The organism is Tenuifilum sp. 4138str (assembly GCF_041102575.1).
Classification (GTDB): Bacteria; Bacteroidota; Bacteroidia; order Bacteroidales; family Tenuifilaceae; genus Tenuifilum; species Tenuifilum osseticum.
In genome coordinates this window covers 74,726-101,582 of sequence record NZ_JBGCUE010000007.1, presented here as the reverse complement: position 1 = coordinate 101,582, position 26,857 = coordinate 74,726, and the positions used below count along the sequence as shown (strand labels likewise).

The window sequence follows — 26,857 nt, the reverse complement described above, 5'->3', positions numbered from 1 at the left end:
GGGAGTGAAGAAGACAAAGGTATTGTCAAGTATCCTTAACTAGACAATATTGACTCCAAATTTGTGAGATGTCATCTGATTCTTCGAACAATATGTGCTTTTCCTATCCCCGCTCCTTCCTCTTTTCCACCTCGCGGAAAACTCGTAAGAAGTTTTCGCCCCAAATCTTGCGTATATCGCTTTCGGAGTAACCCCTACGGAGCAGCTCCATGGTTATGCGGTACATCTGCGAGGCATCGGCACAACCATCAACACCGCCACCGCCATCAAAATCGGTGCCTATTCCCACATGGTCAATTCCCATTACTTTAACCATATGATCGATGTGGTCAGCCACATCGGCCACGGTAGCCAACGATGCGGGGTATTTCTCCTCAAGCTCATACCACTCCGTTGTAGCCTGTTTTTCCTGCTCGGGGGTTAAGCCCCGGAAGTTATTCCACTTCCTACGGAGAGCACGGTAAGCGCTATCGCGAGCGGGGTTGGGTTCACCCTTTTTTACATACTCGCTCAGGATACACATCTGTACCACTCCCCCATTCCTTGCAATGGCACGGAGCATATCGTCGGTTAAATTGCGGGGATTATCGCAAATGGCGCGGGCGCAGCTGTGTGAGGCAATAACAGGAGCCTTTGAAACCTCCAGTACATCGTAGAATGCCTTATCGGATATGTGCGACACATCCACTATCATTCCCAGGCGGTTCATTTCCGCAACTACCTCGCGGCCAAATTTGCTTAGTCCATTGTGGCGTGGGCCTTCAGGATCCGTTGATGAGTCGCATATCTGGTTATTCCGTGTATGGCAAAGGGTGATATAACGAGCTCCCATATCGTAGAATAGCTTTACCTGGCTAAGATCATCACCTATGGGGTAACCATTCTCAACCCCTATGTAAATGGCGCGTTTACCCTCCTTTTTTAACCTATACACATCGTCGGGTTTAGTTGCAATTGATGCACGGTTACTGTGCTTGTTAACGGTAGTGTAAATAGCTTCAAATATCTCTTTGGCTTTTGCATTAACCTGAGCATACATTTCAGGTGTGCACTCGCGTTGACCAATGAATACTGCAAAAAAGGCAGCATCTAACCCACCCTGCTCCATTTTTGCCAAATCCACCTTGCTGCCAATTGCGGTGTTGTTTTGGCCGGTAAAGTCAAAGCCAGTGCGGAGAAAATTTAAAGGGGTATCGGTATGGGTATCAATGGTAACCATCTTGGAATGGAGTGCTTTGGCACGCTGTTCGAGCTTTGCATCATCGGTTACGGTACGATTGGAACACCCCCAAAAAGCAAAAGCTAAGAAGATTAAGAAATATCTGTTCATATGGATTTTTTTTAATAGACTAAACCATTAACCATTAGTTTAAAAGTTTACTCATAAAAAAAGGCAGCGTTTTTGCTGCCTTTTCTGTTCTTTTTTACTCTGCCTGATCCTCAAAGGTGTAGTCGGTAATGTTAAACCTTTCCAGTATCGATTTATCGTTGATCTCCTTGGAAAGCGAAGTGATGGTTTCAGCAGGTACCTGGAAAAGATCGAGTATTAGCAGGCCATCGAGCGCATTGTTAAACTTAGGATCGACATTGAAACCAATTATTTTGCCATTTAACTTAACATACTTTTTCAGCAGCACGGGCATGCGGTAATCGTATGGTTCAACCTCCTGGATAAACTTATCGAGTTTCCCAAGATCGTCGCTATTGTTAAAAATGATATCGAACTCCTCATCCTTAATTGGCACCTTGAATTTATTACGCGATTTTATAAATCGGGCAAAGTCATGGTCGTAGTAGTTCGATTTCATGAAGCTAATAATTACACCCTTGGAGTAATCGGAGAATCGGTTCGATATACTTACAGGGCCAATAAGGTAGCGGTACTCCGGGTTTTTAATAAGGAAGTAGAGAATCCCTTTCCAGAGTAGGAACAACGGTAATGGCTTGCGTTGGTAATCGGGCACAATGAACGAACGGCCAAGCTCAATGCACTGCTCAAGAATTGGAGCAAAGGCTTTATCAATTTTAAAAAGTGTTTGGATGTAAAATCCTTCAATACCGTACTTTTCAATTATCTCTTTCCCTTTCCCGGCACGGTATGCACCAACAATACGTCGCTCGTCCTCATCCCAAATAAATAGCTGCCAGTAGTAGAGGTCAAACTCGTCCACGTCAATTTTACGGTTTGTACCCTCGCCCACATCGCGGAAGGTAATTTCGCGTAGGCGACCTATTTCAGTCATCAGGTTAGGCATCTCAACTGAAGGGGCGCAAATAACCGCATAGTTTTTGCTACGGAACAACAGGTAATTTTCAATCAGCTTTGAAACCTCATCCTCTATCACTTCCTGTGGAACAGGAGGAATGATTGGTTCGGGTTCAGGTTCCGATTTTAGCTTATACTTAAAGAACTTATCCACATCGATGGTCGATCCCAACGAGTATGTTTTAACTCTAAGGAACCGACCAAATTTCTCAATATCGCAGTAGTTATCCTGTTCCTCAACGCTAATTGGGTAACCAATACGCACCCTGATAGTTTGGTTCTTTTTGTTAAGTAACTCCGAAGGTAACTTGGCAGTACGGAGGAGCGGGTGAATTAGTCCAAGCAAGTGGAACAGGCGGCTATTCTCGCCCTGAAAGTAAATGGGAACAACCGGAACGCGTGCATTCTTGATGAACTTAATCATTGATCTTTGCCAATGCCTGTCTGTTACACCGGTTTCATCAACGTTGTCGTAGTAGGTTGACACCTCACCGGCAGGGAAAAGACCAAGTGCACCACCCTCCGATAGGTGTGTGTAAGCCGCTTTTAACCCGCTTATATTTGAACTTTTTTGATAACCACCATTTTCAAAGGGGTCAACAGCAAATACAAATTTTTCAACCTGGGGAATACGCTTGATCAAGAAATTTGAGAGCAGCCTAATGTCATCGCGCTGCTGCTCAAGCATAATTTTTAGAAGCAAAATACCATCCATTCCACCAAACGGATGGTTCGAAACCGAAATAAACGCTCCATTCTTTGGAATCCGTTTTAGCTCCTCGGGGTTAACCTCGAACTTAACCTCAAGGATATCGAGCGCTGCATTGAGAAATTCAAGCCCCTGAAGGTTTGCCACGTTAGCGTACTTCTTGTTAAGCTCATTGAATCGGAGTATGTACATTAGTAAACGGGCAAACCCATCTCCAATGATTGGGCCAAGGTTTACAGCCTTCTTGATCTCATCCGCATTGACAATCTTATTTCTACTTTCTGTCATTGGAATTGTGTTAGGTTAAACCATGCTATATCGTTTCCACCATGCGCAAAGGTAAGAAAAAATGCTAAAAAACATTTTTTAGATACTCTATTACCAATAAAACCTTTTAACGACAGTCATTAATTTATTGATTAAATTAAATCGTTATTGAAGGAATTTTCAGATTTGAACCTATCAGTATTGAAAAGTGTATTAACTTTGTGTATGGCAATCGAAAAACTCAAAAACCATAAAAATAGATTATCATGAAGAAGCTATCACTTATTATCGGACTGGTAGCCATAACCCTATGGGGCATGGCGCAACGTAACCTGGTTAGGCCCGAGGATGTAAAGGCATTTATGGCTTCAACAACCTATGTGGTACTTGAAAACAATCCTACATCGCAATTTAATATCGAAATCCGTGAAGCCGTTGAACGTTCATGGAAAATCACCCCTTACAAGTTCATTACCGCTAAGGAGTTTAACGATATGCGCAAGGATATCGACAAGTCGTTCTTGGTGCTAATCCAAATGCGGTTCGACAAGGACAAGATTGCTCCCACCTACAATTTCCTGAGCGTATCGATGGGGGCTGCCGTTTCAAAAATTACCGATATGCCCGATATCTGCTCCGTTCCACTTAGCTACAAGGATTTACCAGAAGACACATACACCTACAAGCTTGAGGGTATTATACGTTTCATGCAAAACTATATCACCGCCATTAATGAGAATCCAAAGCTTATCAAGAAGGATGCCTTTAAGTTCTACAACAAGAACATGAAACAGGTAAAAAGTAAGGAACTGTGGGTAATAGAAAGTGGACTTGAAAAGAGTGTTCGCCCACTTGCTGAAATCCGTAAGGTTTACAAGTTTAACATCAAGGTTGTAAACCCCGAGGACATACAAAAGGCTATCCAGGAAAAGAACCCAAATATTCTTTACCTGCATAAGGTTGGCCCGGAAGGCAGTCGCTTACAGTGGCGTGTTTGGAAAATGATTCTGGGCGCCGGCGACGACCAACTCTACTACTACGATATGCATACCATATCCAAATCAAAAGGCGATGGTTTCCTATCCAAGGACTTTGCAAAAATCAACAAGTAGTAGAATCTGAAAATATTTTTTACCGCCGACGGGTATTTGCCTGCCGGCGGTTATTTTTGCAGCTGAAAACGTAAACACAATGGCCGACGAAAAAATTATCTTTTCCATGGTGGGGGTGAGCAAAACTTTCCCTCCCCACAAGAAAGTGCTGAACAACATCTACCTGTCGTTTTTTTACGGTGCTAAGATTGGTATTATTGGTTTAAACGGTTCGGGTAAATCGACCCTGATGAAGATTATTGCAGGGGTTGAGAAATCGTACGAAGGGGAAGTGGTGTTTTCACCGGGCTACACAGTGGGCTACCTGGAACAGGAACCTCAACTGGATGACAATAAAACTGTCCGTGAGGTTGTTGAGGAGGGCGTTCAGGAGGTAGTTGACCTGCTCAAGGAATACGAAGCGGTAAACGCTCGCTTTGCAGAGCCTATGAGCGACGATGAGATGAACAAACTCATTGAAAAACAGGGAGAACTAACTGAAAAGTTAGAGCATTTGGATGCATGGAACCTGGACTCGAAACTTGAAAGAGCTATGGATGCTCTCCGGTGCCCGGAGGGCGATACACCCGTTAAGGTGCTATCAGGTGGAGAGCGCCGCCGGGTTGCCCTTTGTAGGCTTCTGCTTCAGCAGCCCGATGTACTGTTGCTGGATGAGCCAACCAACCATCTGGACGCAGAGTCGGTTCAGTGGCTCGAGATGCACCTACAGCAGTACAAAGGAACTGTTATAGCCATTACCCACGACCGTTACTTCCTCGATAACGTTGCAGGTTGGATCCTGGAACTCGACCGTGGCGAAGGAATTCCCTGGAAAGGGAACTACTCCTCATGGCTGGAGCAAAAATCGTTACGCCTTGCACAGGAGGAGAAGCAGGAGAGCAAACGCCGTAAAACCCTTGAGCGCGAGCTGGAATGGGTGCGTATGTCGCCTAAAGCCCGTCATGCCAAGTCAAAAGCCCGCCTCTCGGCATACGATAAGCTCCTGAACGAGGACGTAAAACAGAAGGAAGAAAAGCTTGAAATTTTCATTCCCAACGGGCCTCGACTTGGCGATTTGGTAATTGAAGCTAGCAATGTTTCCAAGGCCTTCGGCGATAAGCTGCTTTTCGAAAACCTTTCGTTTAAGCTTCCACCAAACGGAATAGTAGGTGTTATTGGCCCCAACGGTGCAGGTAAAACCACACTCTTCCGCCTGATTATGGGGCTTGAGAAGCCCGATAGCGGCGAATTCCGTGTAGGCGAAACCGTTAAGCTGGCCTATGTTGACCAGCAACACAAAGCAATTGACCCCGATAAAACGGTATTTGAGGTGATATCGGGCGGCGCCGATAATATCTTGCTGGGCGGCCGTCAAATAAACGCCCGCGCATACGTGGCACGTTTCAACTTTTCCGGTGCCGATCAGGAAAAGAAATGTGGCATGCTATCGGGTGGGGAGCGGAACAGGCTTCACCTTGCTCTTGCTCTTAAAGAGGAGGGAAACGTAATTCTGCTCGATGAGCCTACCAACGATATCGATGTGAACACACTGCGAGCCCTTGAGGAAGGATTGGAGGACTTTGCCGGCTGCGCCGTGGTAATCTCGCACGACCGTTGGTTCCTCGACCGTATTGCTACTCACATACTTGCCTTTGAGGGTAACTCCCAGGTTTACTTCTTTGAAGGAACCTACTCGGAGTATGAGGAAAACAAAAAGAAACGGCTTGGCGACGATACACCCCATAGGATAAAGTACCGCAAGCTAATGGAATAAACTAAATACCGGCTTTAAGGCCGGTATTTTTTCGTAATTAGGCATTCTGCATTGTTTAGTTAACCATAGGACTACTGATTACTAGTATTAGCAAGAGTTAGCGTCCCATTATCGTTATATTTTATAGCAATAGATCAAATTGCACATCTTCATGCTAATTATCGCTATTTTTTGGCTCAATTTAAATAACAAAAACAGACATTTCTTAATTCATCCTGAGAGAGTTTAAAAATCTCAATATATCGCATTGAGATGTTTCGTTTCGCTCGACATTACCAATAACCTTAACTAAACAACAATGATTTTAGATTAATAATTTTAAATTCACACATATAATTCTAAATCACAACCTTTATTCAACTCTCGCAACTGAGAATCATAATTTAAATGTAAAACAAAGAAGTTCTTAGAATGATTTTAGATATATTTTGAAAACCATTTGCATTTTTTATGTTAATTTTATCTGTTTAATCATTTTTTAGTTTATTTTTGCATATCAATTACACAACATCAAAAAATGATAATCAACTTTAGCATAAAGAACTTCGGCTCTGTTAAAGATAGGCAAACACTATCCTTTAAAGCTGAAAAATCTGATCACTTAGAAAATAGTTATATTATCCATGCAAATGGACTTAGACTATTAAAAATTGCTCTAATTTATGGGGCCAATGCTTCTGGTAAGACAACCATACTAAAAGCGCTTGAATTTCTTAGAAGTTTAGTTTTAAATCCCAAAACTCAAAAAAACGAAGAATTAGATTTTCAACCATTTATGTTTGATCCAGAAACGCCTAATCAAAACTCAATAATTAGTATTGAATTTATCGCAAACAATACAAGATACTTTTATGAAGTCGAGTTTTCTAAAAAAACTGTAGTTTATGAATTCCTTAACTTCCACAAGCCAAATAAGGCTAATGTATATAAGCGAACAACAGATATTAAGAATCAATTAACAAAAATAAAATTTGGTAACAAAATTAAAATTGACGAAACTTTTGAAAAAAATCTTGAAGCAAACACACTTTGGAACAACACAGTCTTGGGTGGATTTATGAAAACGAATGTGGATGTGAAAGAGTTGAAAGAGGTTGTTGAATGGTTTAAGAACTATTTACACCCACTGATATACTCAAAAACATTATTAGAGGGATTTGTTACCTCAAAAATTGATAAAGGAGAATTATCTAAACTTGATATAATAAATATCCTTAAAAAGGCTGATTTTCATATTTCGGACATTGTAATAAAAAAAGAAGAAATAGAAATTCCAGATAATTTTATTGATTTTGTGAAAAAGCAACTAAAAGCACCAAACGATGAAATTAAGAAGTTGGAAGAAAAAGGTAAAGTAACTTCTATTAATATTGAGTTTGAGTATACGGTAAATCAAATGAAATATACACTCCCAATCGAAATGGAATCACAAGGCACAAGAAGATTCTATTGTTTCGCAGGTTTACTTGCATTGTTAATTAAAAAATCAACTGCATTTCCTATTGATGAATTAGAGTCCTCGCTCCACCCTGACTTATATACACATTTCATTATTTCTTTTTTGCTTAATTCCAATAAGTCACAAATAATAGCAACTACGCACAATAGGGAAATACTTGACAACAGAGATATTTTTAGAAAAGATGCTATTTGGTTTACAGATAAAAAAGAAGATTGTTCCACAGAATTGTTTTCTTTAGCTGATTTTGATAGTTCAATAATAAGAAATACAACAAATATCTACAATGCCTATAAAAGTGGGAAATTAAAGGCGTCACCAAATCTAGGTGATACTTTCATTGATTTGAATATATGAGACAGTCTAGGAAGAATAGAAATCTTGTTGTTCCAACATTTTCATTTGTTGTAGAAGGGGAGACCGAGATTTGGTATTTGCAAATGTTGAAGCGTAATGAACAAAAACTGAGAATAAATATTGAGCCAAAACTACCTCAAAGAAAAAGTATTGAAGAACAATATCATCTTGTAACAAGCCTTGCAAAAAGAGAGTATTCAAAAATATTTTGGATAATTGACTTAGACGTAATAATTAAAGAATCTAGAGTGAATCAAAAAGATAATTTAACACCTTTGCAAAGATTAATTAAGTGTAAAGAAGAACTTAAAAAGAATTACAAAAATGTTACTGTAATCATTAATAATCCCTGCTTAGAGTTTTGGTTTTTGCTACATTATAAAGAAACATCAAAACTTTTTAATACTTGCAATGAGGCTGCAAAAGAATTGAAAAAATATTTACAAGACTACGAAAAAACTCAAAAATACTACACTAAACAGGATAACGATATTTACCTTAAACTTAAATCTCATTTAAAAAATGCTATATCAAACTCATCAAAATTGGGTGAATTCGATTTGAATAATCAATCAAAGACAATTTGTGAAATGTTCCTTCTTTTTGAAGCCGATGAATTAAAAAAAATATTATAAAAAAATGCTGGAGGCATAATACTAATAACTATATACTTCAATTATGGTTAATGAAGTTTAATCAAGAGCACTCCAATCAAATTTTTGGCGAGATTGATTGTCAAATTTTTGTAAAGTTCAACATGGACAAAATTAACATGAATTTTGTGCAATTTTTATTACAAATGCAGCAAATCGCTCTAACTTTTCGTAATTTAGTATAAATACATTCATTATGGAAAACATTACTTACACAAGCAACGATGAACGCACCTTCAGCATGCTCTGTCATCTTTCAGCACTGTCGGGATTAATAATTCCCTTTGGGCATATTATTGGGCCACTTGTTGTTTGGTTACTTAAAAAAGAAGAATTCCCTGAGGTTGACCGGCAGGGTAAAGCAGCATTAAACTTTCAGCTATCGCTTACCATATACTCAATTGTAGCAGGTATTCTTGTAATCTTTTTGGTTGGCTTCGTGCTACTGGGTGCCATCTTCCTTTTAGGGCTTATTTTAACCATTATAGCATCGGTAAAATCGTCGAATGGCGAGCGCTTTGAGTATCCACTTTCCATAAATCTCATAAAGTAAAAGTCGGCTAGAACCTAACTTCAATCCCAAAATCAATTCTACGGAGGTCCTGAAGTATTTTAGGGCTTCCCCAGTTTGCATTTATGGTTTGCCCATAGTATTCGGTGTTGAGTAAGTTTTCGATGTGCAGGAAACCCGATAGTCCTTTCCAGATATTATTCGCTTTTACATTAACATTTACCAAAAGAACCGGATCGTAGTTAACAAATAGCCCATAACGTTGGCAGCAGTTATAGAATATAATTGCTCAAAAGTTTCAGGTTGATTTTGTTGATATTACACTTCATTTTGGCTTAAGGATTTCACTCAAATCTATCAAATTTTACTTAAGTTTACAACATCAAAAATCACCTAATATGGCATTTAACAAAACCCTCCTTCTTTTTTTTATTACTGGTTTACCCTGTTTTGTTTTCCCACAAAACAACGAGTATTACTTTAGGTTTCTTGAGTCTAACCGCAACAAGGTAAACACCATAATCACTCAAACCGTATCAATTGATAATATCAAGGGAGATACTATTTATGCCTATGCCAACCAGCAGGAATATGACGCTTTTCTTAAGCTAGGGTATAAGGTTGAAATGCTTCCACATCCATCGAGCCTAAGTGCCAAGGCTGTTGTAATGGCAACAACCATTGAGGAGATGGCAGGATGGGATAGGTATCCCACCTATGAGGTATACAGAGCCATGATGAAAAAATTTGAAACAGACTACCCTACCCTTTGTAAGCTCGATTCCATTGGAACTACCGTTCAGGGACGCAAACTATATATTTTAAAAATTTCAGACAATGTGGAAAGCAATGAGCCTGAACCCGAGGTCTTTTATACCAGCACCATGCATGGCGATGAAACCACTGGATACATCCTACTGCTTAGGCTTATTGACTACCTACTATCGAACTACAACGCTCTGCCCCAGGTTAGGGAACTGGTTGATAACCTGCAAATCTATATTAACCCTAATGCCAACCCCGATGGGACTTACTACGGCGGTAATTCAACCGTTGTGAATGCAAGACGTTCAAATGCTAACGGGATTGATATTAACCGCAACTTCCCTGACCCGCGAGCCGGCCAGCACCCCGACAACAACCAGTGGCAACCGGAAACACAGGCCATGATGAACTTTGCGACGCAGCATCAATTAGTGCTTTCGGCTAACTTCCATGGCGGTGCTGAAGTGGTAAACTACCCTTGGGATACCTGGACATTGGCACAGGAAAAACACCCCGATAACGATTGGTTTGTAACCCTTTCAAGGGCATACGTTGATACTGTTCACAAATACAGCCCATCAACATACATGGATGGATTTGAAAATGGAATAACCAATGGGGGCGATTGGTATGTGGTTACTGGGGGAAGGCAGGATTACATGAATTACTACCGCCGCTGCCGCGAGATTACCATTGAATTATCCAATACAAAGCTACTTGGCTCTGAACTGCTACCAACCCTTTGGAACTACAACAGCGCTTCGCTTATCAACTATCTAAAAAGTGCCCTTTATGGGTTTGGAGGAACTGTTAAGAATACCTCGAACGAGCCCATCGATGCTGAAGTTATAATATTAAATCGCGACAGGCTAAACTCATCCGTTAAAACTAACCCTTCAAACGGACAGTACTTTAGATTGATAGAGCCAGGTACCTACCAAATTGTAGCTATTGCAAACGGCTACAAACCAAGCATAATTGAACAACTAACGGTATCGGCAAATGAATACCAAACGGTAAATTTCACGCTAGAGCCTGACAACGAAGTTCAAGCAACCGAAAGTTTTGAACAGGGTGTACCAGAACGTATGACATTTACCAATGGAACCTGGATTGCAAGTAATACTGCAGCAAACACTGGAACCTATAGCCTAAAATCGCCCTCAATTGCTAACTCGCAATCAACCGAATGTATCCTAAACATCGATGTCAGAAAACCGGGACTAGTTAACTTCTATCATAAGGTTTCTTCCGAAACAGGTTACGACTTTTTAAAGTTTTATATTGATGGTAAGCTTCAAGGCCTTTGGAGTGGTATTGGCAACTGGGAAAGGTTTACTACAGCGCTTGATGTTGGAGCGCATTTGCTTAAGTGGGTATACATAAAGGATGGGGATGGAACGGCAGGTTCCGACTGCGTTTTTATCGATGATTTATCGTTACCCAAGTGCAATGGCCAAATAAACCTAACTACCACTATCAACTCAAATGCCTACGAGAATCTAAAAATCATCCTTGGCGACAGCATCAGAACAACTAACACTAGCGGAATGGTTGCATTCTTGAACTATCCGCTCGATACAACTGTAAACCTTGAAGCCTACTCCGAGAGCAACCTTTTAGGTAGCAATCAGGTTGAATTGTCGTGGCAAAGGGTTAACTACTGGGCTAACCTTAGCTCTCACTTCCAGGTTACATTTGAGTTTAACTCTAAGGGAAGCCCATTGCAAAACGCAATCATCAACTTTAATGGCGAACAGAAACAAACCGACCTTAACGGTAGAGCACTATTCAGCAATGTTCCATTTGGTTTACAACACCCATACTCAGCAATCAAAGATGGGTATAACCCCGCCTCTGGCACGGTAAGGGTAGCCAGCGATACCCTTTATACAATCTCCACTTACCCCACAAATGTTGATACAAAACCATTTGAAGAGTGCTTTTCGGTTTACCCAAACCCAATAGAAGGAAATTTTTGGGTTGATATAGCACTTACTGAAAGAACATTCATTCAGGTAAAACTTACCGATTTAACGGGTAAAACCATTGCCTATATCCATTCCGGCAATGCTAATCCTGGGGTAACTCGATTTTTTGGCGATAGCAAGGCAATGAATATTCAACCCGGCATTTATATTTTTGCGGTTGATTGCAAAAAGTTTTCTTTACGCAAAAAAGTAGTTTTTATTAATTAAACCCGATTTAACCATGCGCCTTTCAGTATTTATTTCAACAATCTTGGTATTAGGACTTATTGAAACCTCAACCGCACAGCTAAACCGTTCCATACCCTCGGAAAAGCCAAAACTCATAGTAGAACTAGTAGTCAGCCAAATGCGATTCGATTACATCTCGCGCTACTGGGATAAGTTTGGCGATAACGGGTTTAAACTCCTTGTTAACGAGGGAACCTACTGCCGCAATGCCCGTTATAACTACTTACTTACTCAAGCTTACCCAGGTTTGGCAACCATTGCCACAGGAACTAACCCATCAGTGCATGGAATTATTGCCAATAAATGGTTTAACCGCAATACAGGAAATGAGGTTGAGGCAACTGCCGATGATAAGGTGAATACCGTTGGTGGCAGCTTTTTTAGCGGTAAATACTCTGCAAAGAATTTGGTCACCAGCACTTTTGGCGATGAGCTAAAGCTGAATAATGCAAACTCCAAGGTAGTTAGCATTGCCCTTGATGCCGGGTCGGCAATCCTCTTAGGTGGGCATAGCGCAAATGGTATGTACTGGTTCGACACCGAAAAAGGTTTATGGGTTAGCAGCAGCTACTACACCGACGCACTTCCGGCGTGGGTAGATACGTTTAATAGCAAAGGTTTTGCTAAACTCTATACCGACAGGGAATGGAAGGCTTTACAGCCAATTCAGGAATACGAAGAAGCCGACACCGCTGCTGTGAAGTCAGATGAGAAGAAGAAAAGTTTAGCTGAAAAGCTAAAAGGCATGATGGATGGCATTATTGGAAAGCCCCAACCCAAAACCGACTTTAAGGTTTTACTTGAAAACCCCTACGGCAACCTACTCACCAAGGACCTCGCCATAGCAGCGGTTGTGGGTGAAAATCTTGGGGCCGATGAGCATCCCGACTTGCTTTGCATTACCTTTAGCGCTAACCGATTTATTGGTAGCAAATTTGGCCCACACTCCATTGAGATGGAGGATACCTACCTCCGCCTCGATAGGGAACTTGCCCATTTCCTTGAGTTTATCAACTCAACTGTTGGCAAGGAGAACTGTCTTTTTATACTAACCTCCGACCAAGGTGTAGCATCAACCCCCGATTACCTTGAAAAATCGAAGATTCCTGGTGGTTATTTCGACCCCAAAAAGGCTATGATACTCCTAGGAAGTTACCTCAATGCACTCTACGGACAGGGTAACTGGATTACCGGCTATCACGATAAACAAATCTACCTGAACCGTAAACTTATTGAGGATTCCAACCTTAACCTTGCCGATTTCCAGCAAAAGGTTGCTGATTTTATGCTAGAATTTAGCGGCGTTTCCAATAGCACCACTGCGCATAACCTACAAAACGGCAATTTCGCAAACGGAATCATGGTTAAGTTCCAGAATAGCTACAACCAACGCCGCTCCGGCGATGTAATCATCAACCTTGAACCCGGATGGGTTGAGCGTAACGGGAAAGTAACCTCGGCAAACTCACCCTACGACTACGACTCACATGTCCCATTAATATTCTATGGATGGAAGGCAAAACGCAAATCGGTACTTAATCCGGTTTACATCAATGATTTGGCACCAACTCTCTCCATACTTCTTGGGATTACCTGGCCAAATGGCGCAACCGGAACGCCCATTAAGGAGATGATTGAGTAGTTAACCAAACATTCGCGGGTTTGTCTCAAGCCCATTACCAACCACTACAAGGTTAGCTCCGGCACTAAGAGCATCGGTGAACTGCTGCTTACTGCGTATGCCCCCACCAACAATGAGTGGAACCGAAATGGCTTTCCTTACAGCCTCAATCACCTTAGCAGGTACTTCGTTTTTTGCCCCACTACCCGCCTCAAGGTAAATGGCTTTTAGTCCCAGAAGTTCGCCTGCAATGGCGGTAGCCACTGCTATATCGGGCTTACTTGCGGGAATGGGCATGGTTTGGCTCATGTATTGAACCGATGTGGGGGCTCCCCCATCAATTAGAATGTACCCTGTTGGGATTACCTCAACGCCACTCTGCTTTACCATTGGGGCTACAGTTACATGGTGGCCTATCAAAAAATCGGGATTACGACCCGATATTAACGATAAAAAAAGGATTCCATCGGCAACAGGTGTAAACTGCATGGCGCTACCGGGAAATAGCACCACAGGCAACGATGTTTTTCCCTTTAGATTGTTTACAAAGCTATCGAGCGGTTTGGAAACCAAACTCCCGCCTACAAGAAACATCGACGCCTCAGCCTTTTGCCCATTGGCAACAATGGCATCAAAGTCCACCTGCGACTCCTTGTCGGGGTCGAGCAGTATGGCAAGGCCACCCTTTACTATTTTATCGTATAGCGTTCCCATTCAAAATACTATTCATACCCACCCATGTAAGGCAATACTGATTGATAAAGGTAAAAAAAACTTTTATTGTTTTCCACCCTGTACCATTTTGTACTTTAGCAAAGAGACAGCCACGTTTTAGCGTTTCATATTCAAATATCACATCAATATCACGACTAAACACTAAACTTTTTGGCCATGGAAGCTTGTAGATGGATTCCTTTGCACACCAGGTTAGGGCAAAGTGCTCATCGGAGTATTGAATTGATTGTAAAGATTCATGTTCAGTAAGGTATTTCCCTGAAACCCTTTTGAAATCACGACCTAAATGCTCTACATCAACACCAACTGGTTGATTGGTAGAGTAAGCAATGGCTACGAGACCATCGGTGTGGGTAATGGAGATAAAAACATTTGACTCAGGAATAATGGGCCGTCCTTCCTGGTCGTAGCTGTAACTTGCAGGGAAACCCTCGGACTGCAGCAGGGCTGCTGTTGCAAGCCGCTCCCTTTGGCGCGATTCACTCTTTTGTAAAGGAGCCGAAAAACCCGTAAGGGTTATCAGTTCCTCAACGCTTTCAGTGATTAGCCATGTAGCTATCCGTATATCGTCATGTGATATGGAGTTAGCCTTGGGCATAAGAACTCTACTTCCACCTAATAGTTTCAATCAGATGAATCACATCTGCTTTAAAAAAGTCGATGGCTGGAGCAAGGGAGTCCTTATTGGGCTGGCAGCGGAAGTAAAGTGCTCCACGTAGGTAATGCCTGCTTGAGTCAGTAACGTAAAACTGCACTGAACTGGCAGAGTTCCCTTTGATGTCGTACAATATGCCATAAACCCTCTTATCGGGATTTGAGAAAAGCTGCTCATCTATGGCGTCGGCCTTGTAGGTATGCTTATAGGCTAAGTTACGGGCATCCTCGGTTAACTGGCTCAAATTGCCCGAAATATCCTTATAGCTCAGGTGTATCTTGGCCTTATAGGCCGGAAAGCTCACGCTTATCCATTCGCCCTCACCCTGTTGGTTTTCTTCCTTTACAATGGAACCATAAACCGGATACTCAAAATTAAAGGGGTAAATGGTATCGAATAATCGGTATTGCTTTTCGGGGAACGATATACGGAAATACCCACGCGGTTTAGGAACTGGACTTTCAGTACAAGCCACAAGCACGACAAAAAGAAGCAAAAATATCAATCTTACCTTAGTTATTCTCATTGGGACTAATATTAACCTTAACCCGTTTAATTCTGCGGTTGTCCACTGCATCAATAGTGAAAGTGAACTGTTTGCATTTTACCACTGAGTTCACCTTAGGGATTTGCCCAGTGTTTTCCAGAATTAAGCCTGCAATTGTTTCGGCTTCGCCACGAATATCGTCAAAGATATCATCATCGCACCCAACAATCTTACAAAAGTCGTTTAGCATCACCTTGGCCTCAAAAATGTAATTGTTATCGTCAACCTTTGTGTAAAGCCGTTCCTCTTCGTCGGATTCATCGGCAATTTCGCCAACAATCTCCTCAAGTATATCCTCAAGGGTAACAATTCCGCTTGTGCCGCCATACTCGTCTACCACTATAGCAAGGTGTATATGTTTCTGCTGGAACTCAGTGAGCAAGTCGTTAATTCGTTTGCTTTCCGGTACAAAATAGGGTGGCCTGATGAGTGTTTGCCAGGAAAAATCGTCGCTCTTGTCAACGTGGGGGATTAAATCCTTAACGTAAAGTATTCCCTTTATATCATCGAACGACTCATTAAAAATGGGTATTCGGCTATAGCCCGACTCAATAACCACCTCTTTAAACCTACTATAGGAGGTGTTGTAGTCAAGTGCAACCACGTCGAGTCGGGGTTTCATAATCTCACTAACCATGGTGCTTGTGAACGACACTATTCCCTCAAGAATTTGTCGTTCCTCGGCTAGACCATCGGAAGTAAGCTCTATGGCATCGCCAAGCTCATCCATTGAGATTTTTTGGGGAGTGGCCATCCGCCTGCTTATGACCACCGACGACTTAATGAGTAATTTTGTAATTGGCTTAAACATTGAAATGAGCAGCCCAATGAAGGGCGCAAATCGCTCGGCAAATTGTAATGACCTATTTGATGCCAATATTTTGGGAAGAATCTCACCAAATAGAAGCAGTATGAAAGTAATTATAACCGTTTGAAACAGAAACCCGAGCAAGGGTGCTTGGCTAAAGTCAAGAACCGATAGGGTTATAAAGGTTGAAAGTATTACAATGGCTACATTAACAAGGTTATTTGCAACCAGTAAGGTTGCCAGGAGTAACTCGGGGTGCGAGATGTTTTTTAAGGTTTTTGATTGCTTTTTCCTGCTCTCAAGTTCCTTAAAATCCTTTGGTGTTAACGAAAAGTAGGCTACCTCGGAACCGCTGAAAAGCGCCGAGAGAAATAGTAGTATAATTAACACCAATAGGCCAAGATAGAATTCAAGTGATGGGGTTTTTACAATAACTCCCTGGGCAATCTCATTAAGGAAACTACTAAAACTTTCCAAAATTAAAGTGGGTATTGGTTAGCCCTGTAAAGTTAGCAAAAATAATAAATAGCGCAAAGTATTTGACGATGCGCTATTCAAAGTTTAGATTTAAATCAATAATATTCTTTAACAATTCACGTTTTAAACCAATGTTAAGTTTTTCATTCTTTTGTATAAACAAACCTAACCAAACAATGAAACGTAAATACTGGTTTATTTTAATTGCAATTGCAGTTGTTGTTATTTTGCTTACAGCAGTTTTCAACTCGGGTTCAAAGGACAAAGCAGCTCCACAGTTCACCCGTGCCGAGGTTGGAGAGTTTGAAATAGTGGTTAACGTTACAGGTGAACTTACGGCGCAGAACTCTGAGGACATTACAGCACCAACCGAGTTGCGTGGCCGTTCGTTCCGAGTTACCGATGTAAAAATCCAGGACCTAGTCCCTGAAGGGACTGTTGTGGACTCTGGCGATTACGTGGCCACCCTTGACCGATCAGCTTTGAGCAACCAGCTCAAGAATACCGAAGATGAGCTGGAAAAGAGCCAGCAGGCCTACCTAAAAACCCAGCTCGACACCACGCTCCAGCTCCGGGAACTAAGGAATAATCTTATTAACCTGAAGTTCGATATGGAGGAGAAAAAACTTATTCTGGAGCAGTCAAAGTATGAGCCTCCAGCCACACAGCGTCAAGCACAAATCAACCTAGAGAAGGCTGAAAGGGCATACCAGCAAGCCCTATATAACTACAACCTGAAGAAAGATCAAGCCGAAGCCTCCATGAAGGAGGTTTCCATAAACCTTGAACGCCAGCGCCGCGAACGGCAGGATATGCTGGATGTTATCAGTAAATTTGTTATTAAAGCACCCAAACAGGGCATGGTGATATACTACCGCGAATGGAGCGGACAAAAGCGTAAGGTTGGTTCAACCGTAAGCCCTTGGGACCTCACCGTAGCCACTCTACCCGACCTCTCAGTGATGAACTCCAAAACCTATGTCAATGAAATTGACATAAGCAAGGTAAAGAAAGGGCAGCCGGTTAGAATTACCGTAGATGCCTTCCCCGATAAAAAATTCACAGGCGAGGTGATTGAGGTTGCCAACATTGGCGAACAGCTACCCAATACCGATGCAAAAGTGTTTGAGGTGACAATTAGGGTAAATGAATACGATCCCATTCTCCGCCCATCAATGACTACGGGCAACCAGATTGTTACCAACACTTACGATTCAGTTCTTTACATTCCCCTTGAGGCTCTTCATGCTAACGATAGCATTAGCTTTGTTTACACTCGTAAGGGTAAACGTCAAGTTGTTGTGGTGGGCGATATGAACGAGAATTTCATCATTGTTGAAAAGGGGCTAAAACCTGGCGAAGAGCTTTACCTTTCAACACCAGAAAAACCCGAAAAATTTGAGTTCACCGGTTTTGAGCTAATCCCTGAAATCAAAAAAAGGAAAGAGGATAAGCTGCGACAGGAGGCTGAGTTACGCCAGCAGCAGCAAGAGCTTATGAATAAGCGTAAAAACGGTTTCGGTATGCCCGGACAAGGGAATGTTATGATTATTTCCACTGATAAACCTGCCGATAATAAAAATAGCAGCAGTGCACCTAAAAACACTGCAAAAGATCAAAAGAAAACAAAACCCTAACAGTTATGTTTCAAATCGACAGGCTATACCGGCGATACTCACACGATATAACCATTGCCCTTGAGGCTATTATGGCCAACAAGCTAAAATCGGTACTTACCGCACTCGGAATTATTTTTGGGGTTGCTGCGGTTATCAGCATGCTGGCCATAGGTAATGGTGCACAACAGGAGATACTGGAGCAAATGAAAATGGTTGGGGTTAACAATATCATAGTAAACTCCATTTTTGAGGCTCCTGATTCCCAATCGGAATCGGAGAACGGAAACAAGCAGAAACAAAAGTTCTCCCCTGGCCTCACACTCTCCGATTTAGAGGCAATCCAGCAGGTAGTTCCCTCGGTGGTTCACATCAGCCCTGAAATCAACTTAAATTCATATATCCAATACAATGGATTACGGATGCAGGCAAAAATACTTGGCGTTACCAACGACTACTTTGCTCTTTTTAACCTACCGCTCGATGAGGGAACCTACTTTAATGCCAATCAGGAAGAACATGGAATCCCGGTTTGCGTTATAGGGGCAAACATCAAAACAAAATTTTTCAGTACCGAGAATCCTATTGGAAAATACATCAAGTTTGGTAATGTATGGCTAAAGGTCATTGGGGTCCTCGCCAAATCGGATATTAAGGTTACAGGGTTCGAAAATAGCGGCATAAACGTTTATAACGATAATATCTACGTTCCAGCCAAAAACATTTTGCTGCGATACCAAAACCGGGCTTTGGTAAACTCTAAGAAGTTAAATCAAAGTAACACCATACGTGGGTTTGGATTTATAATTTTCGGTGGAAGTACTGAAACACAAGCCCCCAAAAACTACCACCAGCTCGATAGGATTATACTACAGGTAAAGGGCACTGAGGATATTGCATCAACTTCGGAGATACTCAGCAGAATGTTACTACGCAGGCATTCCGGTGTAAAGGATTACGAGATTACCGTGCCCGAACTGCTGCTGAAGCAGCAACAGCGTACCAAGGATATCTTCAATATTGTTCTGGGAGCTATTGCAAGCATCTCACTTATAGTAGGTGGCATTGGCATTATGAATATCATGTTTGCATCGGTTATGGAACGTATCAAGGAAATTGGTACCCGTTTAGCTATTGGCGCTAAAAAAGCCGATATTGTTGCCCAATTCCTTTCCGAGGCAGTACTTATAAGCGTTACCGGAGGTTTGATTGGTGTTATTGTTGGAGTTATCCTATCCAAGCTGATTACGCATTTTGCAGGAATACTTACCATTGTCAGCTTCTCATCAATAATCATTGCATTTGGAGTATCGGCTGCGGTTGGTGTAATATTTGGCCTGTCGCCCGCCAAAAGGGCTGCCGAGAAAGATCCAATTGAATCGTTACGTTACGAATAGTGTTACCATAAAAAAGTTGATATGAAAGGAATAATTACGTTTTTAATACCATTGCTTTTTGCAGTAAACCTTTTTGCCCAAAAACCAATTAATAGGCTTACATACGATGAGGTACTACAGCTAGCCAAAGATCAATCGCCACAAGCCATACTGGCCAAGCATCGGTTTAGGGCAGCCTACTGGCAATACCGAACCTACGTTGCCGAACTAAGACCAAACCTTACCCTTACGGGAACAATACCCCAGTTCAGCCGCTCCCTAATACGGTACCAGAACCCGGACGGGTCATATACCTACATTGAGGAAAACTCCAATACCACCTCGCTCGGTTTATCGCTTTCACAAAATATTGGCTTAACCGGAGGTCAAATTTTTGTACGAAGCAACCTGGAACGTACCGATTTACTGGGCTCCGATAAAACCACCTCATACATGAGCGTACCTGTTTCCATTGGTTTCTCCCAGCCGCTTTTCGCCATGAATCAGCTTAAATGGAGCAAGCGCATTGAGCCAATTAAGTACGAGGAAGCCAAACGTGCCTTTATCCAAAGCATGGAGGCCATATCAATGGAAGCCACGCGGCTATTCTTTGACCTTGCCATGGCTCAACAAAACCTTGAAACCGCCAAGCTAAACTACTCCAATACCGATACCCTGTATAAAATTGCTCAAGGCCGATACAACATTGGAACCATTGCCGAGAATGAGTTGCTGCAGATGGAGCTGAGCTTCCTGAATGCCGGAACAGCGCTAAGCGAGGCAGAGGTTGACTTACAGCTAAAAAAGATTAGGCTTAAATCGTACCTGGGCCTCAACGATAGCTACGATTTGGAAATTGTGCTCCCCGATAGCATTCCATCGTTCGACCTCGATTTTAACCGTGTGCTCACCCTGGCCAAGGAGAATAACCCTCAAATCCTTAGCTACCAAAGACAACTCCTGGAGGCCGACAGGGATGTAGCCCAGGCCCGCGCCGAACGCGGCCTTAATGCCAACCTGTTTGCCACATTTGGTCTAACCCAAAGGGCAACCGAACTAAAGGATGCTTACATCGACCCACAGGATCAGCAAACCGTGAGGGTTGGAATTACTGTACCCATTCTCGATTGGGGTTTAGGTCGCGGAAAGGTGAAAATGGCACAGTCGAACCGTGAGGTTGTTCGCACCACGGTTGATCAGGCCCTTACCGATTTTGAACAGGATGTGTTCCTAAAGGTAATGCAGTTTAACCGACAAGACGACCAGGTGCAAATTGCCAAAAAGGCCGACCTGGTTTCACAGAACCGCTACGAGGTTACCAAACAGCGATTCCTCATAGGTAAAATTGATGTGCTAACCCTTAACGTGGCACAAACCGAGCGCGACCAGGCCAAGCAAAAGTACATAAACACCCTCAGCGGTTTTTGGCAGTACTACTACCAGATGCGCCGGCTAACCCTGTTCGACCTTGAAAAGAACCAACCCATTACTACCGATTTTGAACTTTTGCTAAGGTGATTAACGTAATGCAACCTAATACTTTGCAAGTAACAAAAGCGGATGGATAAAAAATTTTGCAGAAAAATTTTGCAGAAAAAATGAAATGATATATTTTTGCAGCACCAAACAACAAGCACAACGGTGCAAGTTAAGTTTGAAATACTGCGGAAGTAGCTCAGTTGGTAGAGCATAACCTTGCCAAGGTTAGGGTCGCGAGTTCGAGTCTCGTCTTCCGCTCAAGTTCTTTTGGAAAGTTCAAAGTAAGTAGGCTTTGAACTTTTTAAGTTTAAAGAGCCAACCATTCTGCCCGGATGGTGGAACTGGTAGACACGCAGGACTTAAAATCCTGTGGCCATTGCGGCTGTGCGGGTTCAAGTCCCGCTCCGGGTACTCAAAGCCACGCCTAAAGCGTGGCTTTGGTGTTTTTATATCCATTCCTTATGAGATTTTAACTAATATTTATCAGAATCATTTTTAACCGTAAACTTTTCTCCTCTATTCACAATTGTTATAAGTGTATAGTAAATCAAATCAGCTATTTAACCAACTTTAAATATTCTCTCAACTCTCCTTCATATTATTTTTCACCCTCCCCCTTTTAATGATAAACATCACCCTTTTTATTGGTTAAAATGTTGACAATGTTATTTTTATTCCATAACTTGAGGTTGCAATTGTAGGTAAATCCATTTCAAAAAGGGTATGTACAGGGGAAAGAACAGCATTGTGGTTGATTATGTTGGCCGAATTCACATGAACACCGATCCGTTTTGGTTTTACAACCTCGTAGTATTTTTCGATGAGGATAACCAGAACCGGTTGCCGGAGGGCATGCTGTCGTTCTACCACCTGTTTGTGGATCAGCTGGACATGAAACTATACGAGGAGCAAATACCCCAAAGTATCAGTAGTAGCCGAGCATGTTTTTTCTACATGAACTAACCGGTTGGTGAAATTCTTGCTACATTTACCAAAACATTTATCCATGAAACGTCGAGTACTTTACACTGCCACCCTATTGCTTATAGCAATGGCAGGCTGGGCAATCCCCGACACATCGCGGGTGGCCCTTGTAATAATTGACATCCAGGACTTTTACTTTCCTGGCGGAAAGTCGGAGCTGGTTAATCCCATACCGGCTGCACAGAATGCCGCCAAGGTACTGGAGCATTTCCGAAACACCCAACAGTTGGTGGTGCATGTTGGCCATAATGCCACTGAGGGGCAAGGGTTTTACTCGCTGGTTAAACCCGCCGAGGGTGAAATGGTATTCATGAAGAGCACTGTTAACGCCTTTGTCGATACGGGTTTACTGGAATACCTGCAGGGGCAACAAGTTTCAAAGCTGGTTATTTGTGGCATGCAAACGCAGATGTGCGTTGAGGCTGCAGTGCGCGCTGCCGCCGATTTGGGGTTTAAGGTAACCCTTATCCACGATGCCTGCGCCACCAAGGATCTGAAGTGGGAAAACGAAACCATTCCGGCTAAAATGGTTCACCTATCGACCCTTGCCACGCTCCGTAGCTATGCCAAGATTATGAGTACCAAGGAATTTTTGGGGGTTAAGTAGAATAAACAGTGTAAGGCATTTGAGGGATATGGACTCTTAAATCCATATCCCTTTTTTGTTTGCGTTAACCTTAACTAATAGTGGTGTTGAATCAATGACGGTTAATTAAGGTTATTAGCCACGGTGATTTCGTCGAAGCATCTCTTTGTATCCCATTACTTTTATAATGAGATTCCTCGACTAGCTCGGAATGACAATACCCCTTGCATCCTTACGCTCTATGTCATGCTGAGCGCAGCCGAAGCATCTCTTTGTACCTTTTATCCTTTCATCTCTTTTGGTTAGTTCTCTGGCAATCACTCTTTGCCATGCTTTCCCATTGCGATGCAACGCTTCAGTGTTGCTCTTTGGAATACCATAGCGTGCATCGCTATTCATGTGGGAGTAGCCATAGGGTTACAAATGTTTAGCCCCTACGGGGCTGGAAACGTTGTTCGTTTTTCGTGGAATTGACCTCACCCCCGCCCCTCTCCTGATAGGAGAGTGGAGAAGCATTTAGGAGACCTTATTGCAGGGCTAAAGTCTCCCCTCTCAGGGGAGATATTGAGGGGTCATCTAGGTTGTTCGTGAGAAACGGCTTCATCCCAGACCTTATCGCTGAGAGAGAATGGTGCGGAAGAAGCAAGCGGTGGCATAAAAGCCTGACCCGACAATGGGTGGGGGGGGTGGAACGTGGTGGTGGGCTTTGGAAGCGATACCACATGAGTCACGCCACAGGCGTGGCGAATAGTATCGCGTGGCAGTTCCACCCACGGGGAACCCATCGGGTTGGGCTTTTCAGCCTTGATTTTCTTTGGTTCTTTCTTGTATCAAGACAAGAAAGAACGTGTAAAGGATCTTTGCCATGCTTTCCCGTTGCGATGCAACGCTTCAGTGTTGCTCTTTGGAATGTCATAGCGTGCTTCGCAATACATGGGAGTAATCATTGGGTTACAAATATTACGCCCCTACGGGGCGGGAAGCGGCGATCGTTGTTCGTTGCTCGTTGTTCGTTGTTCGTTGTTCGTTGTTCGTTGTTCGTTGTTCGTAAAACTATTGTCATGCTGAGCTAGTCGAAGCATCTCTTAGTACCTTCAACTCTTCTTTAATGCAATTCCTCAACCAACACCGAGTTACATATGCAGTGGCATAAAAGCCTAACCCGGCAATGGGTCGGGGGTGGAACGTGGCGGTGGGCTTTGGAAGCGATACCACATGAGTCACGCCACAGGCGTGGCGAATAGTATCGCGTGGCAGTTCCACCCACGGGGCACCCATCGGGTCGGGCTTTTCAGCCTTGATTTTCTTTGGTTCTTTCTTGTATCAAAACAAGAAAGAACGTGTAAAGGTTCTTTGCCATGCTTTCCCGTTGCGATGCAACGTTCCAGTGTTGCAATTTGGAAAAAGCATTGCGTGCATCGCAATACATGGGAGTAATCATTGGGTTACAAATATTACGCCCCTACGGGGCGGGAAGCGGCGATCGTTGTTCGTGGAATTGACCTCACCCCTAGCCCCTCTCATGACAGGAGAGGGGTGAAACAATTGGGTGACCTTATTGCAGGGCTAAAGTCTCCCCTCTCAGGGGAGATTTAGAGGGGTCGTCTAGGTTGTTAGTGAATCGTTGTTCGTGATAGCCGCATCATAAAATCTGTGTAACACCGTGTTACATTGTGTAACTCTGTGATACCAGTTTAGTTGATAGTTGATGGTTGTTGGTTGTTAGCAGAAGAGAATTTAGCCCTGATGTCATGCTGAGCACTGCCGAAACATCCCTTTGTACCTTCTTCACTTTTATAATGAGATTCCTCGATAAACTCGGAATGGCAACACCATTGACTCCCTCACTCCCTTTGTCATGCTGAGTGCTGCCGAAGCACCCCTTTTTTCTTTTATTCCCTTTTATCTAAACGACATTGGGTGTAGAATTTTTATTCCACTAAAACATTACTTAGTGGAAGGGTACTAGTGGTTACACAACTTATCAACCAAAATCAAAAATCATCTGCCACATTCCAATCATCAACAATTACAGGGATTTCAACATAATTTTCTGACCGTCAACCAAAAAAGTTATTAACAAAGTGTAAAAAAGTGGGAAAAAGTGGTTGAAAGTGGAATTTTATTGTATATTTTTACAAATTGAAAACTGAAAACACAATGTCCACATTTATCGGCGATTACGAGTGCAAGGTTGATGAGAAGGGGCGCGTCCTCTTCCCCTCATCGCTTCGTAAGCAGGTGAAGTCTGAATCGCCCGATAGGTTTGTTGTGAAAAAGGACATTTACGAGGAGTGCTTAGTGCTTTACCCCATAGAGGAGTGGGAGCATCAAACGGCGATAATACGCCGGAACACAAACCCCTACAACAAGGAGCATAACCTGTTCATCAGGGAGTTTTTCAGGGGTACAGCCGAGGTAACCCTCGATTCAAATGGTAGGTTGCTATTGCCAAAACGTTTGCTGGAGATGGTTGGAATTGGTCGCGATATTGTGATGGCCGGGATGAACGGTAAGATTGAGATTTGGGCAAAGGAAAAGTACGAATCGGCACAGCTGGGCTCGTCCGATTTTGCCAATCTGGCTGAACGAATACTGGGATCAACACCTTTAAAGGATGAGTAAATGGCCTACCACGTTCCAGTACTGCTTACCGAGAGCATTGAGGGGCTGAACATCAGCCCCAATGGTGTGTATGTTGACCTAACTTTTGGGGGAGGTGGACATTCACGCGCCATTCTGGAAAAACTTGGTAGGAAAGGCCGTCTCATAGCCTTTGACCAGGATGAGGAGGCACTAAAGAATGCCATTGACGATAGCCGTTTCATGTTAATCCGAAGCAATTTCAGGTATTTCCGAAACTTCCTGCGCTACCACGGCATTGATCGGGTAAATGGCATCCTTGCCGACCTGGGAGTATCGTCGCATCACCTCGATAGCCCTGAGAGGGGCTTCTCGTTCCGATTCGAAGGAGCGCTCGATATGCGAATGAACCGGAACGCCAGGCTTACCGCACAGAAAGTGGTAAACGATTACCCGGTAGAGGAACTGGCCAGAATACTGAAGCTATACGGCGAGGTACAGGGTGCAGGGAAAATGGCATCGGTAATTGCTAAGGCACGCGAAAGCCAAAAGATTGAAACTGCCGACCAGTTACTCGCCATTCTAAAACCCTTAGTACCCTTTAAGATACAGAATAAGGTATTGGCACAGGTGTTTCAGGCTATACGCATTGAGGTTAACCGCGAGATGGAAAGCCTAAAGGCGATGCTTGAGAACTCATCCAAGTGCCTTTTACCGGGAGGTAGGTTAGTGGTAATATCGTACCACTCGCTTGAGGATAGGATGGTAAAGAACTACCTGCGCTACGGGAATATTGAGGGGACTGATAGCAAGGACCTCATGGGCAACAGGCCCACCCCCTTTGAGCAGGTGAATAAAAAGGTGATTACTCCCACCGAGGAGGAGTGTTTGGCAAACAATCGCGCCAGAAGCGCCAAACTTAGAATTGGGGAAAGGTTATGACAGAGCAAAACACACCGGAATTTGACGATGTAAAACCAACGCAGCAGCCCGAGGACAAGAAAGGGAAAAAGGTTGGCGCAAAGGACTTTATTAGTGGCCGAATCCTTACCCATGAGATGGTATCGGGCCAAATGCCGTACATTATTTTTTTGGTGGTGCTGGCCATTATTTACATTGCTAACAACTACCACTATAACAACCTTTTAAGAACTGAACTCAAGTTGCGAAAAGAGGTGAAAAACCTCCGTGCCGAATCAATAACTACCGCTGCTCAGTACATGTCGATAAGCCGACAGTCGGAAGTGGTTAAACTGGTTGAGGAGAAAGGGCTTGGCCTAATTGAATCGAGGGTTCCGCCCAAAAAGCTGAAGTAACCG

General features: G+C 42.9%; 24 protein-coding genes and 2 tRNA genes. 17 read left to right on the top strand and 9 right to left on the bottom strand.

Annotation, left to right across the window (positions count from 1 at the left end):
- Nucleotides 1-103: 103 nt before the first annotated feature.
- Nucleotides 104-1,330, bottom strand: a complete 1,227-nt coding sequence (locus AB6811_RS08295) for a dipeptidase (protein WP_369489987.1) — start codon at nt 1,328-1,330, stop codon at nt 104-106.
- 94 nt (nt 1,331-1,424) lie between these two features.
- Nucleotides 1,425-3,263 carry a GNAT family N-acyltransferase gene (locus AB6811_RS08290; protein ID WP_369489986.1) on the bottom strand — a complete coding sequence of 613 codons (1,839 nt, stop codon included), beginning with the start codon at nt 3,261-3,263 and terminating at the stop codon, nt 1,425-1,427.
- Nucleotides 3,264-3,508: 245 nt separating this feature from the next.
- On the opposite strand from AB6811_RS08290, the gene AB6811_RS08285 reads away from it, so the two are divergent.
- The 5 genes from AB6811_RS08285 to AB6811_RS08265 all read left to right on the top strand — a co-directional run bounded on the left by AB6811_RS08285 (nt 3,509) and on the right by AB6811_RS08265 (nt 9,129).
- Nucleotides 3,509-4,354 carry a hypothetical protein gene (locus AB6811_RS08285; RefSeq protein WP_369489985.1) on the top strand — a complete coding sequence of 282 codons (846 nt, stop codon included), beginning with the start codon at nt 3,509-3,511 and terminating at the stop codon, nt 4,352-4,354.
- Nucleotides 4,355-4,433: 79 nt separating this feature from the next.
- Nucleotides 4,434-6,107 carry an energy-dependent translational throttle protein EttA gene (gene ettA, locus AB6811_RS08280; RefSeq protein WP_369489984.1) on the top strand — a complete coding sequence of 558 codons (1,674 nt, stop codon included), beginning with the start codon at nt 4,434-4,436 and terminating at the stop codon, nt 6,105-6,107.
- A gap of 517 nt (nt 6,108-6,624) precedes the next feature.
- Complete coding sequence (locus AB6811_RS08275; RefSeq protein WP_369489983.1) at nt 6,625-7,923, top strand: AAA family ATPase; 1,299 nt, start codon at nt 6,625-6,627, stop codon at nt 7,921-7,923.
- Nucleotides 7,920-8,558, top strand: coding sequence for an RloB family protein (locus AB6811_RS08270; RefSeq protein WP_369489982.1), 639 nt, complete (start codon nt 7,920-7,922; stop codon nt 8,556-8,558). Before AB6811_RS08275 ends, AB6811_RS08270 begins: the two co-directional genes overlap by 4 nt.
- Before the next feature lie 214 nt (nt 8,559-8,772).
- Nucleotides 8,773-9,129 (top strand): DUF4870 domain-containing protein, encoded by a 357-nt coding sequence (locus AB6811_RS08265; protein ID WP_369489981.1) that lies wholly within the window; start codon nt 8,773-8,775, stop codon nt 9,127-9,129.
- 7 nt (nt 9,130-9,136) lie between these two features.
- Here the strand turns inward: AB6811_RS08265 and AB6811_RS08260 are convergent, their stop codons facing one another.
- Nucleotides 9,137-9,313, bottom strand: coding sequence for a hypothetical protein (locus AB6811_RS08260; RefSeq protein WP_369489980.1), 177 nt, complete (start codon nt 9,311-9,313; stop codon nt 9,137-9,139).
- Nucleotides 9,314-9,485: 172 nt separating this feature from the next.
- On the opposite strand from AB6811_RS08260, the gene AB6811_RS08255 reads away from it, so the two are divergent.
- Nucleotides 9,486-12,050, top strand: coding sequence for a M14 family zinc carboxypeptidase (locus AB6811_RS08255; protein ID WP_369489979.1), 2,565 nt, complete (start codon nt 9,486-9,488; stop codon nt 12,048-12,050).
- Nucleotides 12,051-12,063: 13 nt separating this feature from the next.
- Nucleotides 12,064-13,713, top strand: a complete 1,650-nt coding sequence (locus AB6811_RS08250) for an alkaline phosphatase family protein (RefSeq protein ID WP_369489978.1) — start codon at nt 12,064-12,066, stop codon at nt 13,711-13,713.
- On the opposite strand, the gene AB6811_RS08245 is transcribed toward AB6811_RS08250, so the two are convergent.
- The 4 genes from AB6811_RS08245 to gldE are packed head-to-tail and all read right to left on the bottom strand — an operon-like array spanning nt 13,714 to nt 16,914.
- Nucleotides 13,714-14,406 carry a phosphoglycerol geranylgeranyltransferase gene (locus tag AB6811_RS08245; RefSeq protein WP_369489977.1) on the bottom strand — a complete coding sequence of 231 codons (693 nt, stop codon included), beginning with the start codon at nt 14,404-14,406 and terminating at the stop codon, nt 13,714-13,716.
- A complete protein-coding gene (locus AB6811_RS08240) occupies nt 14,387-15,025 on the bottom strand; it encodes a 4'-phosphopantetheinyl transferase superfamily protein (RefSeq protein ID WP_369489976.1) in 639 nt (212 codons plus the stop codon). The genes AB6811_RS08245 and AB6811_RS08240 overlap by 20 nt, the downstream gene beginning before the upstream one ends.
- A gap of 7 nt (nt 15,026-15,032) precedes the next feature.
- Nucleotides 15,033-15,608: a gliding motility lipoprotein GldD gene (gldD, locus tag AB6811_RS08235; RefSeq protein WP_369489975.1), complete on the bottom strand. Its 576-nt coding sequence runs from the start codon at nt 15,606-15,608 to the stop codon at nt 15,033-15,035.
- On the bottom strand, nt 15,595-16,914 hold the full coding sequence (gldE, locus tag AB6811_RS08230; protein ID WP_369489974.1) for a gliding motility-associated protein GldE: 1,320 nt from the start codon (nt 16,912-16,914) through the stop codon (nt 15,595-15,597). The genes gldD and gldE overlap by 14 nt, the downstream gene beginning before the upstream one ends.
- A gap of 176 nt (nt 16,915-17,090) precedes the next feature.
- Here gldE and AB6811_RS08225 point away from each other — a divergent pair, with 176 nt between their 5' ends.
- The 7 genes from AB6811_RS08225 (at nt 17,091) to AB6811_RS08195 (ending at nt 22,976) form a co-directional block, all read left to right on the top strand.
- Entirely contained in the window at nt 17,091-18,551 is a 1,461-nt protein-coding gene (locus tag AB6811_RS08225) for an efflux RND transporter periplasmic adaptor subunit (protein ID WP_369489973.1), read from the top strand.
- Between the two features lie 5 nt (nt 18,552-18,556).
- Nucleotides 18,557-19,927 (top strand): ABC transporter permease, encoded by a 1,371-nt coding sequence (locus tag AB6811_RS08220; RefSeq protein WP_369489972.1) that lies wholly within the window; start codon nt 18,557-18,559, stop codon nt 19,925-19,927.
- A 21-nt stretch (nt 19,928-19,948) separates the two neighbouring features.
- Nucleotides 19,949-21,424 carry a TolC family protein gene (locus tag AB6811_RS08215; RefSeq protein WP_369489971.1) on the top strand — a complete coding sequence of 492 codons (1,476 nt, stop codon included), beginning with the start codon at nt 19,949-19,951 and terminating at the stop codon, nt 21,422-21,424.
- A 146-nt stretch (nt 21,425-21,570) separates the two neighbouring features.
- Nucleotides 21,571-21,643 (top strand) — tRNA-Gly (locus AB6811_RS08210).
- A 68-nt stretch (nt 21,644-21,711) separates the two neighbouring features.
- Nucleotides 21,712-21,796 (top strand) — tRNA-Leu (locus AB6811_RS08205).
- Between the two features lie 312 nt (nt 21,797-22,108).
- Entirely contained in the window at nt 22,109-22,348 is a 240-nt protein-coding gene (locus AB6811_RS08200; RefSeq protein WP_369489970.1) for a hypothetical protein, read from the top strand.
- Nucleotides 22,349-22,391: 43 nt separating this feature from the next.
- Nucleotides 22,392-22,976: a cysteine hydrolase family protein gene (locus AB6811_RS08195; RefSeq protein WP_369489969.1), complete on the top strand. Its 585-nt coding sequence runs from the start codon at nt 22,392-22,394 to the stop codon at nt 22,974-22,976.
- Nucleotides 22,977-23,527: 551 nt separating this feature from the next.
- Here the strand turns inward: AB6811_RS08195 and AB6811_RS08190 are convergent.
- Nucleotides 23,528-23,740, bottom strand: a complete 213-nt coding sequence (locus tag AB6811_RS08190) for a hypothetical protein (protein WP_369489968.1) — start codon at nt 23,738-23,740, stop codon at nt 23,528-23,530.
- Between the two features lie 274 nt (nt 23,741-24,014).
- The gene (locus AB6811_RS08185) at nt 24,015-24,233 is read right to left on the bottom strand and encodes a hypothetical protein (RefSeq protein WP_369489967.1); all 219 of its coding nucleotides are present in this window, start codon (nt 24,231-24,233) and stop codon (nt 24,015-24,017) included.
- Between the two features lie 882 nt (nt 24,234-25,115).
- On the opposite strand from AB6811_RS08185, the gene AB6811_RS08180 reads away from it, so the two are divergent.
- Genes AB6811_RS08180 through AB6811_RS08170 form a run of 3 tightly spaced genes read left to right on the top strand, consistent with a single transcriptional unit; the run spans nt 25,116 to nt 26,854 of the window.
- Nucleotides 25,116-25,580, top strand: coding sequence for a division/cell wall cluster transcriptional repressor MraZ (locus AB6811_RS08180; RefSeq protein ID WP_369489966.1), 465 nt, complete (start codon nt 25,116-25,118; stop codon nt 25,578-25,580).
- Nucleotides 25,581-26,480 (top strand): 16S rRNA (cytosine(1402)-N(4))-methyltransferase RsmH, encoded by a 900-nt coding sequence (gene rsmH / locus AB6811_RS08175; RefSeq protein ID WP_369489965.1) that lies wholly within the window; start codon nt 25,581-25,583, stop codon nt 26,478-26,480.
- Nucleotides 26,477-26,854 carry an FtsL-like putative cell division protein gene (locus AB6811_RS08170; RefSeq protein WP_369489964.1) on the top strand — a complete coding sequence of 126 codons (378 nt, stop codon included), beginning with the start codon at nt 26,477-26,479 and terminating at the stop codon, nt 26,852-26,854. The genes rsmH and AB6811_RS08170 overlap by 4 nt, the downstream gene beginning before the upstream one ends.
- Nucleotides 26,855-26,857: the final 3 nt, after the last annotated feature.